Source organism: Treponema sp. OMZ 798, assembly GCF_024181385.1.
Taxonomy (GTDB): domain Bacteria; phylum Spirochaetota; class Spirochaetia; order Treponematales; family Treponemataceae; genus Treponema_B.
On the sequence record NZ_CP051305.1, the window covers coordinates 1,731,346 to 1,749,398 of the forward strand.

Below are 18,053 nucleotides of genomic sequence, written 5' to 3' on the forward strand. Positions count from 1 at the left end.
AAAAAGGGATGCTTTCCGAGAGGAGCATCCCTTTTCTATTTATAACCGGCCTAGCCTGCTTCGCCGTTTTTTACCTTTTCAAGCTTCATTTCTTTTCCTGCAGCCAAAAGTTTTTTACCCTCAATTTTAGGAATATAATCTTCTATCAATATGGGAGCGGCAAAAAAGGTGTCGGCATCTATTGCAGCAGGCTTTTGTGCATAAAAGGCGTTTACTGCCTCAGGGTCTGAAGTGTCGGCATCACCTTCAAGGATTACGGGAGTGCCCGGAGCCGCCCAAGGGGCTTGGAGAAGTTCGACATGTTCTTTTTCTTCTTCATCATACCAGCTTGCCGCCAAAAGCATACCCTTCGATTCGATGCCGCGCATTTTTCGAGGCTTTAGGTTGTCGGCAATTATGACCGTCTTACCTAAGATTTCTTCCTCTTTTAAAAAGGGAACCAGACCTGAAAGGATGGTTCTCTCTTCACCTGAGCCGTCATCAAGCTTTTCGATGTAGAGCTTGTCGGCATCGGGGTGCCTTTCGACGGATACAACCTTGGCCGTTTTTAAGGCAATCTTTTTTGAAAAAAGCTCTGCAGGGGAGAGCATTTCTTTTTTTTCGGATGAGGAAACTGCATCAGATTTTGCAGAACCAGCTTTTTCGGTATTATTTTCCATTTCTTTTCTGTCCTTTTGACTTCCGGAATAACGCTCCCTATAGGCATCGATGGCCTTATTTTCAAGGGTTTTAAAAATTATTACGGGGTTTTCTATTGTTTTAAGTCCTTCCCTTTCGCCCAAATTTTTCCATGTAAGGAAAGCTCCGTCAGGCTTATTGAATTGCGGGGCTTTGCCGTCAAATATGTTGCCGGACCAAATCTTTTGACCGAAAAAGCCTGCGGCCTGATCGGCGTATTGGGGCATATATGGATGGATTAAGATTAAAATATCTTTTATGAGGTAGCAAAGTTCAGCCATAAGAGCTTCGGCATATTCGGGATCGGTTTCACGCCTCTTCCAAGGCTCTCCATCCTGAAAGGCCTTGTTTGCAACGGAAGAAAGAGCAAAGACCTCATGGAAGGAATCTCTAAGTTCCGCCCAGTCGGAAAGGCAGGTTATCTTTTTGAAGCTTGCAGAAGCAGCATCTCTTAAAGATTGCACCATATTTCTTATGTCGTCCCTAGCCGATTTTGTTCCGTCAACTTGAGGTATTTTACCCTCATAGTAACGGTGAACGAAGGTAGCTGTCCTGTTTACAAGATTGCAGAGGTTTCCGATAAGCTCGCTGTTTACGCTTTCTTGAAAATCCTTCCATGTAAACCGGGTGTCGTTCTTTTCGGGGCGGTTATAAAAGATGTAGAACCTCCACATATCGGCAGGGATGCCGGATTCTTTGGCATCGTTTCCGAAAACGCCCACGCCCTTAGATTTTGAGAACTTACCGTTCTCGTAATTGAGGTATTCGGTTCCCGACATATGAAAGAGTTTTGTCCAGTCTTTGCCTGAGCCCAGAAGAGAACAGGGGAAGATTACCGTGTGGAAGGGGATATTGTCCTTTCCGATAAACTGAAAAAGTTCAACGTCTTTTTGATCAAGCCACCACGCCTTCCAATCCTTGCCTGCAAGGTCGGCCCAGCACTTTGTAATGGAAATATAGCCTATGGGTGCGTCAAACCATACATAAAAGACCTTGTCTTCAAAGCCTTTTTTGGGTACGGGGATTCCCCATTTAAGATCCCTTGTGATAGCCCTTTCCTGAAGCCCGTCGCGCAGCCAGCTTTTTGACATTTGAAGGGCGTTGTTTGACCATTTGCCCTCCTCTGCCGTCTTAGGCATCCATTTTTCGTATTCGGGTACGATTTTAGGAAGGTTTATATAAAGATGGGTTGTAGAGCGCAGTTCAGGCGAAGCCCCGCAGGAAGAACAACGCGGCTCTTTTAAATCGGTAGGATCTAAGAGCTTTCCGCAATGCTCGCACTGATCGCCCCTTGCTCCGTCATAGGAACAGGAGGGGCAGGTACCCAGCACATAGCGGTCGGCCAAAAAACGCTTACATGAGGGGCAGTAAAGCTGCTCTATTGTGTGTTCGGTAATATAGCCGTTTTTATCGAGGTCATTAAAAATTCCCTGAGTTATTTCTGTTTGCTGGGGGGTTGAAGTTCTTCCAAAGTAGTCGAAAGCAATATTGAACCAGTTGTAGATATCCGCATGGATAGCGTGATAGAATGAACAGAGCTCTTCGGGGCTCTTATTTTCTTCTGCAGCCTTTGTTTCGGTTGCAGTTCCATATTCATCGGTGCCGCAAATATACAGGGTTTCATATTCTTTTAGGCGGCAAAAGCGTGCAAATACATCAGCGGATAATACTTGAATTAAATTTCCCAGATGGGGAAAATTGTTTACATAAGGCAAAGCCGAGGTTACTAATTTTCTTTTCATATAGAGGATTATGAATTATTATGGAAAAAAAATCAACTACCTTGATAAAAATTAGTTTTAGCCGGTAGAAAGGACGGAAGAGGCAGGAATCGAACCTGCCATTGCGAATTATGCAACCTACGGTTTTGAAGACCGCGGGAGCCACCAGACCCCATCTGCTTCCGCAATGAATATACACAAAATCAAAGCCTTTGTCAAGATTTGTCTTGATAATATTGGGCTTGGGCGTTCCATAATTTATTGTAAAGGCCTTGTTCAGCTAAGAGCTTTTCGTGGCTGCCTTCTTGGGCTATTCGGCCCTCATCAAAGACCAAGATATGGGAGCAAAACTTACACGAGGAAAGGCGGTGCGAAATATAAAGGGAGGTTTTGTTTTTTACAAGGCCGTCGAATTTGGAGTATATTTCGGCTTCGGCAATGGGGTCAAGGGCGGCTGTAGGTTCGTCCAAGATTATAAAAGGAGCGTCCTTATAAAGGGCACGGGCTATTGCAATTTTCTGTCCCTCTCCGCCCGAAATATTTACGCCCTCATCATCAAAGTTTTTATAAAGATAAGTTTCTTCCTCTTTTTTAAACTTAGAAAGATCAAGGTCGGCCTTCTTTAAAACATCTAAAACCTTATTTTTATCGTAAGCTTCTCCGCCGGAAAGATTTTGAGCAAGAGGGAGAGCAAGGAGTTTAAAGTCTTGAAAGACGACTGAAAAAAGGTTTAGGTATTCTTTATAGTCGTATTCTTTTATGTTCTTTCCGTTAAAAAGAATTTCACCTTCCGTAGGGTCATAGAGGCGGCATAGAAGTTTTACAAAGGTGGTCTTGCCGCTTCCGTTTTTACCGACTACGGCAAGCCTCTCATTCTTCTTTAAGGTGAGGTTCAAATTTTTTAAAACTCTTTTTTCCGAATCGGGATATGAAAAAGAAACGTTTTTAAACTCGATTGTGTTTTCGGCGTTGCCGGAATAATCGAGGGGAGTATTGTTCATGCACATTCCGTTTTTGATATCCAAGAAGTCGAATAAATCCTTTAAAAAAGCCCTATTGTTTTTTGCCTCGCCTGCGACCGTGAAGATTTCGGTGAGGGCGGAAGAAAGAGCCGTTATACTTGCAGCATATTGCATGAGGTTACCTGCCGGGAAGGCTCCTCCCAGAGCCTTTAGGCCCACAAAGCCGTAAATGACTATTAAAAGGGAAGTCGAAACAAAGGCAGATAAAAAGGCAAAAAAGCCCATTTCTTTTTTAGCGCATTTTGCAAGTCTCCCTCCGGGCAGAAAAATATTAGTGGAAAATCTTATTATGTTACCCTCTCCTTGCTGGCCGTACATACGCACATCCATTGCACGATTTTTTTCGTTAAAGAGTCTAAAGAAAAAACTAAACACCCTGTTTCCTTCTGTGGCTTCCTCCGAAACAAGGGCCCAGTAGGAGTCCGACATTGTTTGAAGTTTTGCAGGAATGATAATTAAAAGCACAATGCTAAAAAGAATTACAAAGATAAAAAGGGGATTGTTTAAAAAAAGCAATTCCGCAGTCTGAACCTTAAAGCTAAAAAGGCTTATACTCAAGGCTGCCGACGTGATTACGGAAGTAAGATGGGTGGAACACTTTGTATAAATCCAAAGAATTTTGTACAATCCCCAGCCTCCGTAATTTGAATTTTGCCATATCCTTGTATAAATCTCATTTGTTTTTGCGGATTCCGCATCTTGAAAATCCATACTTAAAAATTTTTGAACATAGATGTCTTCTACCTTGTAGTCTATACTCCGTCCTTCATAGTTTGCCCATCTTTTAAATAAGGAAGAAACAAGCATACAAAGAGCCGTTAAAATAAGGGAGAGCAGTACCAAGCTTTTGATTTTCGATAAATCGCCTTGTCCCAAATAAATTAAAACAAGCTCGTTTACAATCCTTGCCGAAAAGAAAATACCTATAAAGGGCAAGAGACTCGTAAAAACTTTTTCTCCAAGCACGGAAATAAAAAACAAAGGAGCCTTTTTAAATAGGAGAAAAAAAGCCCGCCGATTCAAGCCCTTGTTATGTCTTTTTTTATTATCTTTTTTTTCGGTTTTCATAAATTTCCTCCGTCTTCTTTTAAATCATCATGCAATTCTTTATCCTGTTCTTCTTTATAATACTTGCTTTGTACCTCAAAAAGATGAGCATACTCCCTGCCCTTTTTTAAAAGAGCATCATGGGTGCCTTCTTCGATTATTTTTCCGTCCTTTATAAAAATAATCCTGTCGCAAAAGCGGGTGGAAGCAAGCCTATGCGAAATAAAGATAGAGGTTTTATCCTTCGATAAATCGTTATACTTGGTGTAAAGCTCATGTTCAGCGATGGGGTCTAAGGCAGCGGTAGGTTCATCCAAGATTAAAAAGGGACTGTCCCGATAAAGAGCCCTTGCGAGTAAGAGCTTTTGAGTTTCGCCGCCTGAAAGTTCTACGGCATCAAAGAAGACATCCTTGCAAAGACGGGTTTCTTCTTTTTGCGGAAGACTTTGAACCTTATCGTAAAGCCCCGAAAGTTTTAAGACCTCTTCAATCCTCTCCTTGTTAATGCCTTCTCTTGTTTGCGTAATGTTCACCGCAATACTTGTAGGCAATATCGAAAACTCCTGAAAGACTGCACTAAAACACTTATAGTATTCGTCCCGGTTAAAGTCTTTTATGTTTCTTCCGTTAAACAAGACCTCTCCCTCGGTGGGGTCATAAAGGCCGGTAATCAGCTTTACGAGGCTTGTTTTTCCTGCTCCGTTTAAGCCGACAATGGCAAGTTTTTCTTTAGGCTTCAAGGTCAAATTAAACTTATCCAAAACGGGAGTTCCGCCTTCAGAATATAAGAGGCTCACGTTTTTTAGCTCGATGACGTTTTCATTTTTTAGAGGAATTGCTTCGCCTTTTTCAAAGCGATAATCTTCTTTAAATTCAAAAAATTCTCTGAGGCGGGAAATATCAAGACTTTGCTTATGCAGAACCGAAACCTTATTTAAGATACCGCTCACCCATTGGGTAAAGGTTCCCGCTGCGGCAAAGTAAAGGATAAATTGGGGAACGCTTATATTTTTTTGCAGGACAAGACTTATCAGCCAAAAGTAAATGAGTCCGTTTCGCAAAAAGGTTAAAAGAAGATCTGCAAGGTCGGCAAAAAAATAACGCTTTTCTCCTTCGAGGTGAAAATTGCTGTAAAGCCTTAAATGCTTTTCGTATAATTCTTTAAGCCAAGATTCCATTCCGAAAAGACGGATATCCTTTGCTAGGTTTTTATTTTTCCCGATTTGGGTTATATAACGCAAATGATTTACATGCTTATTTTCCTCATCACGCTTTTTATACATCCAAGAGCTTACACTGTTGGTAATAAAAAAACTCACACAAGCCGTCAAAAGGGTAATTAAAATGATATTAAGGTTTAAGGAAGCAAGGATGATAAGATAGATGATAAAGCAAAGAAGGTATTGAAGAAGTTCCTGCAAGGTAGTCCAAACCGCTTCGGTTGCTTCCGAATTACCGTCTGTAACATCCATCGCCTTATTTTTCTTTGCTTCAAAATCCTTATTATCAAGGTTATTATAGGAGGTGGTCATCGCCTTATCGCCTATCATAAAAATAAGCTCACTCCTTACGCCGATGCGCCCAAAAAGATGGTTTGTCTGCAAATAAGAAAGGAGACCGCGGAGGAGCATCAAAGAAAAAGCAAAGCCGAAAATAACCATTAAAAGATTTTTAATAGCCGCATTATTTTGAATGAGGGTTAAAACGGCAGGCGCAAAAAATATCGAAATTAAATTATCGCCCGCATATAAAAGGGCTTCCAGTAAAATCAAAACAGGCACAGACTTATAAGTTCTAAAAGATGTTTTAAGCATAAACAAAACATTGCTTAAAATCCCGTATTTTATAGGTTCTTCTTTTTTATTTTCCTCTTTTTCCATAGGCTAAAGATGATAACACAAAGAGGGGGAAGTGTCAAAGGCGGATTTACAAAAATCTTTTTCAGGTTTTACTATTTTTTTCAAATAATAAGTATAAATATAATGAGAGGGGAAATATGAAAAAATTAATTGGAGAAAGAAATAGTAAAAAGATTTGAAGATTTGACATTACAAGACGATTTTATGTTTTGTAAGGTTATGCAAAATCCGAAGCTATGTAAAAAACTTATCGAAATAATACTATCTGATACGATAGGTAAAATTGCGTATGTTTCGGTACAGCATAATATTAGCACCTATGAACAGGCAAAGTCTATCCGATTTGATGTCCTTGTTCAAACAGAAGACGGAAAATTTTACGATGTAGAAATGCAGGTCAGCAACGAAAGAAATATCCCCAAAAGAATGAGGTTTTATCAAGCTGCTATGGATATTTCTTTTTTGGATAAGGGCAATTCTTATAATGCTTTAAACGACAGCTTTATAATTTTTATCTGCACCTTTGATGCTATAGGGAAGAAAAGGCCGGTTTACACCTTTGAAAATCTCTGTATTGAAGATAAAAACGTATCTTTACAAGACGGCACAAAAAAGATTATAATAAATGCAACAGCTTTTGAAAATACTGAAGACAAAGAATTAAAGGACTTTTTAGAATATCTTAAAACAGGTAAAACAACAAATGAATTTACAAGGAGGATAGAAGAAATGATACAAACAATAAAAAACAATGAACAAGCAAGGCAAGAATATAGATTGATGTCTACTTTTGAGATGGATGCCAGAGATAAAGGGGCTCATGATAAAGCTATAGAAACAGCTAAACTTATGAAAAAAAGAGGGTATCCGATGTCTGAAATTTTGATAATGACAGGTCTTTCCGAAGCAGAAATAGAAAAACTGTAAATTAAGGATATAGTGAGTTATTTAACCGCAAGGGGTGCAAAAATCGCAAAAATTTCGAAGCCGCTAAAGCGGCTAAAATGCAGTTTATCTCCTTTTTCAAAGATTTTACTACACCAACCAAAACATTTTGCCTGTTCGGTTTCACCGCTTCGGGCGGCTTACGCTGCTTAACCGCCACGGATGGCGGTGGTTCCATACTTACGAGTTTTTTGCGAAGCAAAAACACTCGAAGCTCAAAAATGTACAAGGATGTACATTTTTGAGCAAGTCCCCGGCAAAATGTGTACCCCTTCTGGGGTACCCTAGGGCCGGCAAGCCAACCGCAATCCAATATAGTCGTTCCTTTCGTCAGGATAGCCGTTGTTCCGTGCGCCTACAGTGCAGTAGTCAGCGTTGTTGTCCCAACCGCCTCCGCGCACCACGCGGGTACTACCGTCAACAGCTCCTTGCGGATCCGTCACAAATCCATCTCCATCAGGTTCATCCCCTGCTTTAGGATCATTATTCCACCAATCAAAACACCACTCCCACACATTTCCTGACATATTGTATAGGCCCAAGTAATTAGCTCTTTTTTCTCCCACAGAATGCGTTTTTCCTCCGGAATTGTTATGATACCATGCAACTTTACCCGTTTCGTCCGTATCCCACTTGTCCTTTGCCCCGCTTGCGCTCCATAGCTTTGTCAAATATAAGTCTCCGTACTTTTCGGCATTTGTGCTGTCGCTTCCCTGCCAGCGGGCTGCATATTCCCATTCCACTTCGATCGGAAGTCTGTAGCCTTTTTTGTTCATATCGGCATAGGCATTATCACATGCAGATGTATCATTTGCACTTTTTAACACGGCAGTATCGACTTTGCTTTTTCGGTATACACATTCGGCATCTGAGCCTTTTACCATCTCAGTATAGGCATTGCACCATACTATACAGTCCCTCCAAGAAATATTGGTTACAGGATGATTTTTGTTTCCCGTAGGAGGCTTACCGATATTTGCATAATTAGGCCAAGAACCACCGCCTGTGCCGTCCCAGCCTTCAAGCCCTTTGTTGGCAAAGGTGTAGCCATTTCCTTCTGCCCATACTCTTACCTCATACCACTTCTCATAGGTTACCTCCGTCTTGCCCAGCATGTAGGGACTCAATTTTACCTTCCTATCTTTGATAAACACGCCCTTCCAATAATCTTCAGTTCCTGGCAGGGTGCTCTCATCGGGAGCTACTCCTATAATACCGTTGGCAGAAGGGGTTATTTTTACATAGTCGCCGGCGTCTTCAAAAGAGCCGAAATCAGATGGTGTAACCGATCCTCCACTCGGAGTACTTTCTCCTCCTAAACCGCCTGCAGTATTCGGGCAGGCAGTCAATAAGACAATAAAAACTCCCGCAGCCAACAACAATGAAGTAAAACTTACTGCCCGATTTAAGACCTTAGTCTTAAGTTTGAAATTAGTGTTTTCCATAACTAATTTTCTCCTTGTTAAATATTTAAATTTATACAAAAAAACCGCAAGACAGAATAAATCCGGTCCTGAGGTTTTTAGATTAAGGAAAAATTTTATTTATAACCTTTGCACAGCTCAAGCGGCTTTGCGTCCGTTGCGGTTTATTTTCAAAAAAGAAACAAAATATATGAGAAAAATATGTATTAAAAATTTTAATTGGAGATATTTTATTTAATAGATAAATTGGGGGGGGGGGGTAAGCCATAGCTAATATTTTTGTTTTATCACAAGCCCTTAAAAGGGAAAGAGAAAAAATTAATGTTAAGCAAAAAAGAGCGTTTACCATAAAGGTGAGTATACTCTACAAACTGCAAAATGTCAAGATAAAAAATTTGCGAGCCCTTTTCTAAACTTCCTCGGCAACCCATGTATCGGCGGTTTCTTCGTCGATGCCGTCGGCGAAGACCGCACCTATGAGGACTATCTTTTTCCCGCTCATCTTGTGGGGTTCGGCATAACCCTTGTCTTTTATCTGTTGGACAGCTTGGGCAGGTGTTCCCGAATTCATAAGCTTAAACTCAAAGATGTAAATAGTATCATCGGTGTGAACTACGCAGTCGGCCCTGCCCTTGGAGCTCACAACTTCAGTTTGGACAAACTGCCCCATGAGGCTAAAGAGTATATAAAAGGCTATCTGATAGTCTCTTTCCCTCATCTGCACATTTTCCTTTGAAGCCATACTGTAAGGAAGACCTGCACAGGCCGTGTACATCCTTTTCATAAAAGATTCGATATTGCCCTTTTCTATATCCCTGATAAAATTTCCTATAAATAAGCCGCTGGCATCCTTTGAAATTGAGGTATAGTCCGGCACAAGGTTATCTAAAAAGCCGTATTTTACCTCGTCATTGGGGAAGCCTAGCTTGTACAAGCCCAACCTTTCATCATAATCTTTTATAGTCAAATATCCCGACTGGAATAAAATGGGTACAGGGTTATTCATATCGGGACGATAGTCCTGTAGAGAGTTTTCACTCATTTCGGCATTTTCCAAAATATCGCGGATACAGATTTCTTTTTGTTCTTTTAGGGTTCTTACCAAGAAGGTCGGGGTTCCTGTTGAAAACCAATAAAAACCCGTTTCTTTTTTTGCAAAGGCATTAATCAAACTAAAGGGATTGTACAAACTCTCTCCTTCAGGATGAAAAAGGTAGCCGTCATAACGTTTTTTCAGCAGAGCAAGGGCATCTTCATAGCTTAGCTTTCGGTCTTCTGCCAGTGCTTCAATTTCGGGTTTAAAAGCATCCTTCATTTCGGTTTCGGTAATACCGCAGATACCTGCATATTTTTTTTCAAGGGAAATATCCCGCAAATTGTTTAAGTCGCTAAAGATGCTGACCTTACTGAATTTTGTAACTCCCGTTAAAAAGGCAAAGCGGATATACTCGTCGCAGGATTTAATAACCCCGTAAAAGCCCTTTAAGATACGCCTATACTCTTCATTTAAGGCTTCATTTATAATCATGGTTTCAAGGAGAGGCTTATCGTACTCGTCTACAAGGATTACAACCTGTTTACCGGTTTTTTCATAAGCTCGGCGGATAAGACCAAAAAAGCGCTCAGACAAGGATCTTTCAGACTCGTTACGGCAATATAAATCTTCCCATCTGCAAAGATAATTATGTAAAAGCCCTTCTAAATCTTCCCTTGTTTCATATTTTGCAGGATTAAAATCCAGATGAAAAACGGGATATTGCACCCATGCTTCGCGCCCTTCGATTTCAGCATATTTTTGCTCTGCATCTTCTATATAAAGCCCTTTAAAAAGTTCTTTTTTACCTAAAAAGTAGGCCTTTAATGTAGAAAGAAAAAGACTCTTCCCGAATCGGCGTGGACGGCTTAAAAAATGAACTCGGCTTTCAGCTGCAAGATTAAAAATATATTCCGTTTTATCTACATAAATAAAGCCATCCTTACGCAAAACTTCAAAACTTTGAACACCTATAGGCAGCTTTCTATTGGTCATTTTCTACCCCCTTGCGAATTAATTATAGCATATTTTTTAACTTTTTATAAGAGGAAGGTTTTATCCAATATTGACAAGCCTCAATTTTATCTCTATTATACAGACTACACATTGAGCAATAGTAAACCTCAAAACGGAAAAAAGCTATGAACAAAAAAAACTTGGATCTTACCGAAGGCGTAATTTGGAAAACGTTGATAATTTTTACACTCCCCATCCTGGCAGGAAACTTTTTTCAGCACTTATACACGGCGGCCGATGCCGTTATTGTCGGAAAGTTTACAGGTAAGGAGGGCCTTGCTGCTATCGACTCCGTTTTCAGTTTATTAAAATTACCCATAAACCTTTTCGGAGGACTATCGGCAGGTGCGGCAATTATTATCTCCCAATTATTCGGTGCAAAAAAAACTAATGAACTTTTTGATGCAATTCACACTTCGATAGGCTTAACTCTTATTCTCGGCATAAGTCTTTCAATAATAGGAGTTCTTATTTCGCCCCTGCTTCTTTTTATGATGGGAGTTCCTCAAGATATTTTCGATATGACATTAAGCTATGTCAGAATTTATTTTGCCGGAATGGGAGTTTCTCTTTTTTATAATATCGGTTCGGGAATTTTGCGTGCAATGGGAAATTCCAAAACTCCGTTTTATGCTTTGATAATTTCTTCGGCATTAAACGTAATTTTAGACTTGATTTTTATAGGAATTTTTAATTGGGGAATAGGAGGAGCTGCACTTGCAACTGTAGTTTCGCAGCTTATAAGTGCCGTAATAATTCTTTTTGCTCTCACCAAAAAAAACGGTCACTGTCCTCTAATCCTTAAAAAGATAAAAATTGACAGATTTTCTTCCATCAATATTGCAAGACTGGGACTTCCTATCGGCATACAGTCCGCCTTTTTCCCCATCGCCAATATGATAATTCAAGCAACGGTAAATGGAACGGGAACATCCAATATTGCGGCTTGGGCTCTTTGCGGCAAACTGGATTTTTTAGTTTGGATTTTACTTGAAGCTATGACATCATCGGTTGCAACCTTTGTTGCGCAAAATTACGGAGCCAAAAAATATGATCGCATCAAAGAGGTTGTACGATTGGGTCTTATTATGTCAAGTATTATAATAGGAAGCGTTTGTGTAATTCTTTATTTTTGGAATTTGCCATTGGGAAAACTTTTTATCAACTCAAAGGACTATGAAGTTCTTATAATCACCGAAAGGCTCATGCACATTCTCGCTCCTTTTTATACGGTATTTGTATTTGCAGAAATTCTTTCGGTTGCTATTCACGGAACAGGAGAAACTTTTAAGCCCATGGTCATAACCCTCCTTGGTGTTTGTGCTTCCCGCATTGCTTGGATATTTTTATTTGTCCCTATAAATCCTGTCGTCGAAATGATTGTCCTTGCATTTCCTATCTCATGGACTTTGACAAGCATTATATTTACGGTTTATTATTTTTTTTACAGAAAAAAGATTTGTTAAGAGAAGAAAGAATTTTAAATTGTTTGAAATATCTAACTTGACCAAAATAATAAAAACATATAAACTACTCACGGTAAATTAACTTTATAATCAAGGTTATACGGAGTTTTTATGTTTATAAACAAACAACTCATTTTTCTTTCAAAGGGAGGAAGAAAACTTTTACTTCTTTCTTCCGTTTTAAATTTTCTTCTACTTTCGTCAAAGGTGTTGATTACCTTATGCACGGCGTTGATGGTGCAGTTAATATTCGGAAAAGAAAAAATTTTATGTTTTACCTCCTTAAATCAAATATTTATTTGTCTGGGAATTTTAGCGGTTTTTTCCATCATATTACAGCGTACAACAAGCTTAAAAGGACAAGAATGCAGTATTAAAATTAAAGATATCTTGCGCGAAAAAGTTTTTAAAAAACTTTTTGCTCTAGGCCCAGCCTATACTATCAACAGACGTTCAGGAGAACTTGCCTCCATGGTTTTTGCAAAAACAGAATGGTTAAGTCCATACTTTTACCAATACCTTCCCTTTGTAAGCGGTACCATATTACTAGACATAGTATTAATTTCGATTTTATTTTACCTTGATTATGTAGTAGGTATAATCTGCCTTTTAGGAGCTGCAGGTATGTTGGGGTTTCCAATGTTCTTTTTTAAAATTATGCAAGAAAGAGGAAAGGAAGAACATGCAGCCCATTCAAAATACTATTCTGATTGTCTGGATGCATTACAAGGCCTTACTTCTTTAAAAGCCTTAAATGCCGATGAGTACCAAAAAGAGAAACTTAAAAAGCAGGGCGAAATCTTGCGTGTTACAATTATGAATCACTTAAAGGTTACTATGATCGACAGCGGAGTTTTACAGCTTTGTGCGGCAATCGGAGGAACCTTATCGGCGGCAGTTGCAGCATTAAGAGCTTACCTATATTCTTCGCCCGACAACCTTATCTACATTTTATTTTTAACCGCAGCTTGTTTCTCACCCATGTATATTCTCATAAATATTTGGCACTTGGGTTATCGAGGTGTTACGGCCTCTTATGAAATCTATAATTTTTTAAAAACACCGGTAAAACTTTCTCTTTCGGCAAATCTTTTAAACGTAAGCAAAAAAGATAATCTAAAGGAAGGAAGCGAACTTAAATCAAAACAGGCAACAGATAATTTTACCGGAGATATTTCTTTTACAAATGTAAACTTTGCCTATGAGGAAACTGACGTAATAAAAGATATCTCTTTTACAATTCCGAACGGTACTTCAACGGCCCTTGTCGGTTCTTCAGGCAGCGGAAAGTCCACAATAGCACATCTCCTTGCAGGTTTTTATCCTATTAAAAACGGAACAATAAGGGTGGGAGAAAAAATTCTATCCGAAAAAACAGTGGATGAAATTCAAAATTTGATTTCTGCCGTTTGGCAGGACAGTCATATTTTTTTCGGGACAGCCTACCAAAATATTTTAATAGGCAAGCCGGATGCAACAAAAGAAGAAGTAATAGAGGCTGCAAAAAAAGCACGCATTCACGATTTTATCTCAAGTCTCCCTGACGGGTATAACACAGTCCTAGGTGAACGAGGTGCAAAATTTTCAGGAGGAGAAAGACAGCGCATTGCCATAGCAAGGGCCTTTTTAAGAAACTCTCCTATTCTAATTTTTGATGAAGCCACCTCCTCTCTTGACAGGCAAAGCGAAATGGAAATCCAAAAAAGCTTTTCGGAACTATGTAAGGGTAAAACCGTTTTGATAATTGCCCACAGGCTTGCAACTATTCAAAAAGCGGAACAAATTTGCATAATCGATAACGGAAAAATAGAAGATGCAGGAACACATGAAGAGCTCTCCTCAAAGTCGGAATCTTACCGTAAGCTCATGGGAGAGCAAATCTTAAAACAAAAAATTAAAAAGGAAGCCTATGATTAAAGTAAACGACACTATCTTTGCCCTGACCAAATATATTAAAGGTTTTAAACTTTACTTATTTATTTCGATATTGTGCAATGCAATATTTAAACTCATTCCAATAGCACTTTCACTTTTAACCTCCTATACCATAAGCGCAATACTTTTAGGCCGGACTGAAAGAATAAAACTACTGTTCATTTTGATTTGTATTTTTATTGCCCTGCAAGCAGTCTTTGCCTATCTTGATATTTATGTTGGCCATGACATGGCTTATAGAATTTTGACAAAGCTAAGAATGTTAGCCTACGAAAAAATAGATGAGATAGCTCCTGCAGGACTTGAAAACGAAAGAAGCGGCAATTTAACTTCAATAGTTTTAAACGATGTAGAAATTCTGGAATGGTTTTATGCTCACACCATTGCTCAGATTTTTGTTGCAATTTTTATTCCCCTTGCAGTTTTAATATTTTTGGGAAGCCTTTCAATTTATCTTTCTCTGGTTCTCCTACCCACACTTATCTTACTCATGCTATTTCCTAAATTTAAAAAAAGAGAGGCAGACAAACACGGCTTCGATTACATGAAGGCTGCGGGCGGCCTAAATGCCGAATCTGTTGACTGCATTCAAGGCTTAAAGGATATTATTTCTTTTAGATACCAAGAACACTATCTAAAAAAAATGTTTAACTCCGTGACAGGTTTTAATAAAGCTGTGTTTACGGATGCCAAACGGAGAACAGACCAAAATTTAATCTTATCGATTCTAATGCTGACGGCTTCTTTTTCTGTAATGATTACCGCAGCCTTTTTAGTAAAAAACGGTTCCTTAGCCCCTCTTTGGTTTTTGCCCGTCTTGGTAATTTCTTCGGCATTTTTAAATCCCATAGCCGATGCCCTGCAAATGAGTACCCAATACGGTCTCATCGCTGCAGCCTCAAAAAGAGTATTTAATCTTCTTTTTATGGAGCCCGAAGTTTACGATATGGGAACAAAAACGGCTGAAGAAATAATCGCCAAAGGAGAACACAATGTAAAAGAAATTTGCGTAGAATTCGACAATGTAGAATTTACCTATCCTCAAAAAAATGAGGAGAAGCAGAATCCTAAAATATTAGACGGACTTTCGTTCAAATTTAAAACAGGCGAAACCCTTGCCCTTGTAGGACATTCCGGTTCCGGAAAAACTACCGCAGCCCGTCTTTTGCAAAGATTTAGAGAACCCGATGCAGGTTCAATAAAAATCAGCGGTACCGATATAAGAGAATTAAGGTTGAGGTCTTTAAGGGATCTTATTACCGTAGTTCCTCAAGATGTATACTTATTTAATATAAGTATAGAAGAAAATTTGCGGCTTGCAAAAAGAGAGGCAAGTACGGAAGAAATCCAAAATGCAATAAATGAAGCCGAAGCAGATAAGTTTATCGAAAAGCTTCCCTTAGGTAAAAATACCGTAATAGGAGAGCGAGCCTTAAAACTTTCAGGCGGAGAAAAACAGCGGCTTTCGATAGCCCAAGCCTTCTTAAAAAATTCTCCCGTTTTGGTATTAGATGAAGCGTCGGCAAATCTCGATTCAGAAAATGAAAGACTTATAAATTTAGCCTTAAAAAAATTGAAGGAAGGAAGAGCCTGCCTCGTTATTGCTCATAGAATTTCGACAATAAAAAGCGCCGATAAAATTGTGGTGTTAAAGGAGGGGAAGGCCCTTGCACAAGGCAGCTTTGATGAACTTTTAGAAAGTTGCCCCTACTTTGTAAATTTAATAGGAGCAAAAGAAGAATAAAATTATTGTCAACCTACACCTTAAACTTTGCAATCTCGGAAGCAACCCCTATAGCCGTTTCTTTATTTAGGCTTGCAATATCGGTTACATCTTGAACCGTTTTGTTGACCTGCCCTACACCAACCGACATTTCGGTCATACTTTGAGTTATATTTTCAGAAAGAGAAGAAAGGGTTTTAAGCTCTTGTGAAATTTTTTCTATTTTTGCAAGCATTTCATCTGAACCTCTTTTGACGGCTTTGCTTACCTCTTCCATTCCATGTATTTCATGTAGGACAGCCTCTGCATCTTTGAGCTGCTCATTCATGGTTCTGATCATTCCGTCTTCTTGGCGGTAGATAAAATCCATCATAGAGCTTATCTTTTCAAATTGTTCTGAAACGCGGGGCCCTGCGCCGTTTAGGTTTTCGATCTTGCTTTTTAACTCTTCCAAAACCTTTGTAATATTTTTACCCTGCTCTCCGGATTCTTCGGCAAGTTTTCTGATTTCATCGGCAACAACGGCAAAGCCCTTTCCGGATTCTCCTGCATGAGCGGCCTCGATTGCTGCATTCATTGCAAGGAGGTTTGTCTGACTTGCCGTATTTTGGATAACCGAAATTGCATCCAAAAGTCCTTCTGATTGTTCCGTTACGATTCCGGTAATATCCACCACCGATTTTACAGTTTCTTTTCCTTGATGGGTAGCCTGCTCGAGCTCCTTAATGGCCTTTAAATTGTCTTGAGCCTTACTTCTCACTCCTTCTATATTCGAAACTATTTCTCCGACGGACTTTGTAGAAGATGTAAAACTTTCGGCCTGATTGTCGATATGAACATCAAGGTCCGAAATATTTTTTGATATTTCATCTACCTTGCTGACAGCGTTTTCGACACTGGAGTTTTGAGTGAGCACCTGTCCCCTCACCCCTTCAATATTTGCAGTAATCTCATTTAAGGCAGCGGCAGATTCAACCATATTTGCGGATAAATTTTCACATATTCCCTGCATCCTATCAGTATGTTTACCTATACTTGCAAGGGCAGCACTTACTTTTTCGATTGCATTATTTAAAACTGAGGTTATGCTTCCCACCTCATCATTTGAAACATCAGCCCTTATACTAAAATCTCCTTCGGCTATCTTATTAAATACCGAATTCATTTTAGCAAAACGGCCGAAAAAGATCCGTAATAAGAATGAACTGATTACCAGCATAATCAGCAAAATAGCAAATGACCATATAAAAGGCAAACGTAAAATTAAAAAGATTGGCGGGATAAATTCTTCCATGGGAGCTGCAAGCATAATTGAATAAGGAAAATTTTTTAATTGTTTTTTTGCAATAAGCACCTTACCCAGATTCTTATCGGTATAATAATTAAGTCCGGAAAAGCCCTCAACAGGCAGCAGACTTCCCGTAATAAGATCTATATTTTTTCCGATTAATTCAGTCTTTGAGGAGATTAAAACTTGATCTCCTTTTCCAATAAAGCCCAGCCATGAATTAGTGCTGGGTATGGATTTTTTCATTTTTTCTATGGCGCTATCCAAATTCACTGACAAGCCTGCAAAGCCCAAGGTTTCCCCCCTATTATTAAAAACTTTACAGTCAAACCAAATATTTGTAGTTCCTAATGTTTTATTGTAATCAATGTCATAAAATATATTTTCTTTTTCTTTTAACAGAGCATAAAACCATGAGTCATCAGGATTATCTTTAGATAATTGATCCCGCACAATATTTTTATCTTTATCAACTACGTAATAAGAACCGGTCAAGCCGGAAGCTGCAAAACATGTACTGAATTTTTCCTCACCTGCCAGCTTTAGCATCATTGATTTGATATCTTCCCCGTCTTTTCCATCCTCTTCGTAAGACTCGAACCATCTTATTAAATTGTCCTGCCTCGCAAAATTTTTTGAAATGGTTAAACCGCTTTCAAGATCTCTTTGCAGTTCCGAAAAAGAAGAATCTAAGATATACTGAATATTTTTATAAAAAATACCCTCGATAAATGATCTTGTATAATAAAGGGTTGAAGTTAAAGCGCCGAATACAACAATAACCAAGGTAAGGGTTAAAAACAAATTTACTGATGTTCTAATTTTCATTATAGCCTCGATTCAAATATTTATTCATTATTTTAATACATTTTATCAAAAATATCTAGTAATAAAA

The 18,053-nt window shown here is 39.0% G+C and carries 11 protein-coding genes and 1 tRNA gene; 4 read left to right on the forward strand and 8 right to left on the reverse strand.

The features are described 5' to 3' along the window. Positions 1–50: 50 nt before the first annotated feature. The 4 genes from metG to E4O07_RS08160 all read right to left on the reverse strand — a co-directional run bounded on the left by metG (position 51) and on the right by E4O07_RS08160 (position 6,348). Positions 51–2,420, reverse strand: coding sequence for a methionine--tRNA ligase (gene metG / locus E4O07_RS08145; RefSeq protein ID WP_253684962.1), 2,370 nt, complete (start codon positions 2,418–2,420; stop codon positions 51–53). Between the two features lie 74 nt (positions 2,421–2,494). Further along, positions 2,495–2,583: transfer RNA gene (locus E4O07_RS08150), tRNA-Sec, on the reverse strand. Positions 2,584–2,614: 31 nt separating this feature from the next. After that, a complete protein-coding gene (locus E4O07_RS08155) occupies positions 2,615–4,489 on the reverse strand; it encodes an ABC transporter ATP-binding protein (RefSeq protein ID WP_253684963.1) in 1,875 nt (624 codons plus the stop codon). Then, complete coding sequence (locus tag E4O07_RS08160) at positions 4,486–6,348, reverse strand: ABC transporter ATP-binding protein (RefSeq protein WP_253684964.1); 1,863 nt, start codon at positions 6,346–6,348, stop codon at positions 4,486–4,488. The genes E4O07_RS08155 and E4O07_RS08160 overlap by 4 nt, the downstream gene beginning before the upstream one ends. Positions 6,349–6,489: 141 nt before the next feature. Here E4O07_RS08160 and E4O07_RS08165 point away from each other — a divergent pair, with 141 nt between their 5' ends. After that, on the forward strand, positions 6,490–7,254 hold the full coding sequence (locus E4O07_RS08165; protein ID WP_253688129.1) for an Rpn family recombination-promoting nuclease/putative transposase: 765 nt from the start codon (positions 6,490–6,492) through the stop codon (positions 7,252–7,254). A 302-nt stretch (positions 7,255–7,556) separates the two neighbouring features. Here the strand turns inward: E4O07_RS08165 and E4O07_RS08170 are convergent, their stop codons facing one another. The 3 genes from E4O07_RS08170 to E4O07_RS08180 all read right to left on the reverse strand — a co-directional run bounded on the left by E4O07_RS08170 (position 7,557) and on the right by E4O07_RS08180 (position 10,725). Continuing rightward, positions 7,557–8,717, reverse strand: a complete 1,161-nt coding sequence (locus E4O07_RS08170) for a formylglycine-generating enzyme family protein (RefSeq protein ID WP_253684965.1) — start codon at positions 8,715–8,717, stop codon at positions 7,557–7,559. Positions 8,718–8,799: 82 nt separating this feature from the next. Then, on the reverse strand, positions 8,800–9,045 hold the full coding sequence (locus tag E4O07_RS08175) for a hypothetical protein (RefSeq protein ID WP_253684966.1): 246 nt from the start codon (positions 9,043–9,045) through the stop codon (positions 8,800–8,802). A gap of 60 nt (positions 9,046–9,105) precedes the next feature. Beyond that, the gene (locus E4O07_RS08180) at positions 9,106–10,725 is read right to left on the reverse strand and encodes an ATP-binding protein (RefSeq protein ID WP_253684967.1); all 1,620 of its coding nucleotides are present in this window, start codon (positions 10,723–10,725) and stop codon (positions 9,106–9,108) included. 146 nt (positions 10,726–10,871) lie between these two features. On the opposite strand from E4O07_RS08180, the gene E4O07_RS08185 reads away from it, so the two are divergent. The 3 genes from E4O07_RS08185 to E4O07_RS08195 all read left to right on the forward strand — a co-directional run bounded on the left by E4O07_RS08185 (position 10,872) and on the right by E4O07_RS08195 (position 15,891). Beyond that, positions 10,872–12,212 carry an MATE family efflux transporter gene (locus E4O07_RS08185; protein ID WP_253684968.1) on the forward strand — a complete coding sequence of 447 codons (1,341 nt, stop codon included), beginning with the start codon at positions 10,872–10,874 and terminating at the stop codon, positions 12,210–12,212. 111 nt (positions 12,213–12,323) lie between these two features. Further along, a complete protein-coding gene (locus E4O07_RS08190) occupies positions 12,324–14,129 on the forward strand; it encodes an ABC transporter ATP-binding protein/permease (RefSeq protein ID WP_253684969.1) in 1,806 nt (601 codons plus the stop codon). Next, on the forward strand, positions 14,122–15,891 hold the full coding sequence (locus tag E4O07_RS08195; protein WP_253684970.1) for an ABC transporter ATP-binding protein: 1,770 nt from the start codon (positions 14,122–14,124) through the stop codon (positions 15,889–15,891). Before E4O07_RS08190 ends, E4O07_RS08195 begins: the two co-directional genes overlap by 8 nt. A 13-nt stretch (positions 15,892–15,904) precedes the next feature. Here E4O07_RS08195 and E4O07_RS08200 read toward each other — a convergent pair whose 3' ends face one another. Beyond that, the gene (locus tag E4O07_RS08200) at positions 15,905–17,986 is read right to left on the reverse strand and encodes a HAMP domain-containing methyl-accepting chemotaxis protein (protein ID WP_253684971.1); all 2,082 of its coding nucleotides are present in this window, start codon (positions 17,984–17,986) and stop codon (positions 15,905–15,907) included. Between the last annotated feature and the right edge of the window lie 67 nt (positions 17,987–18,053).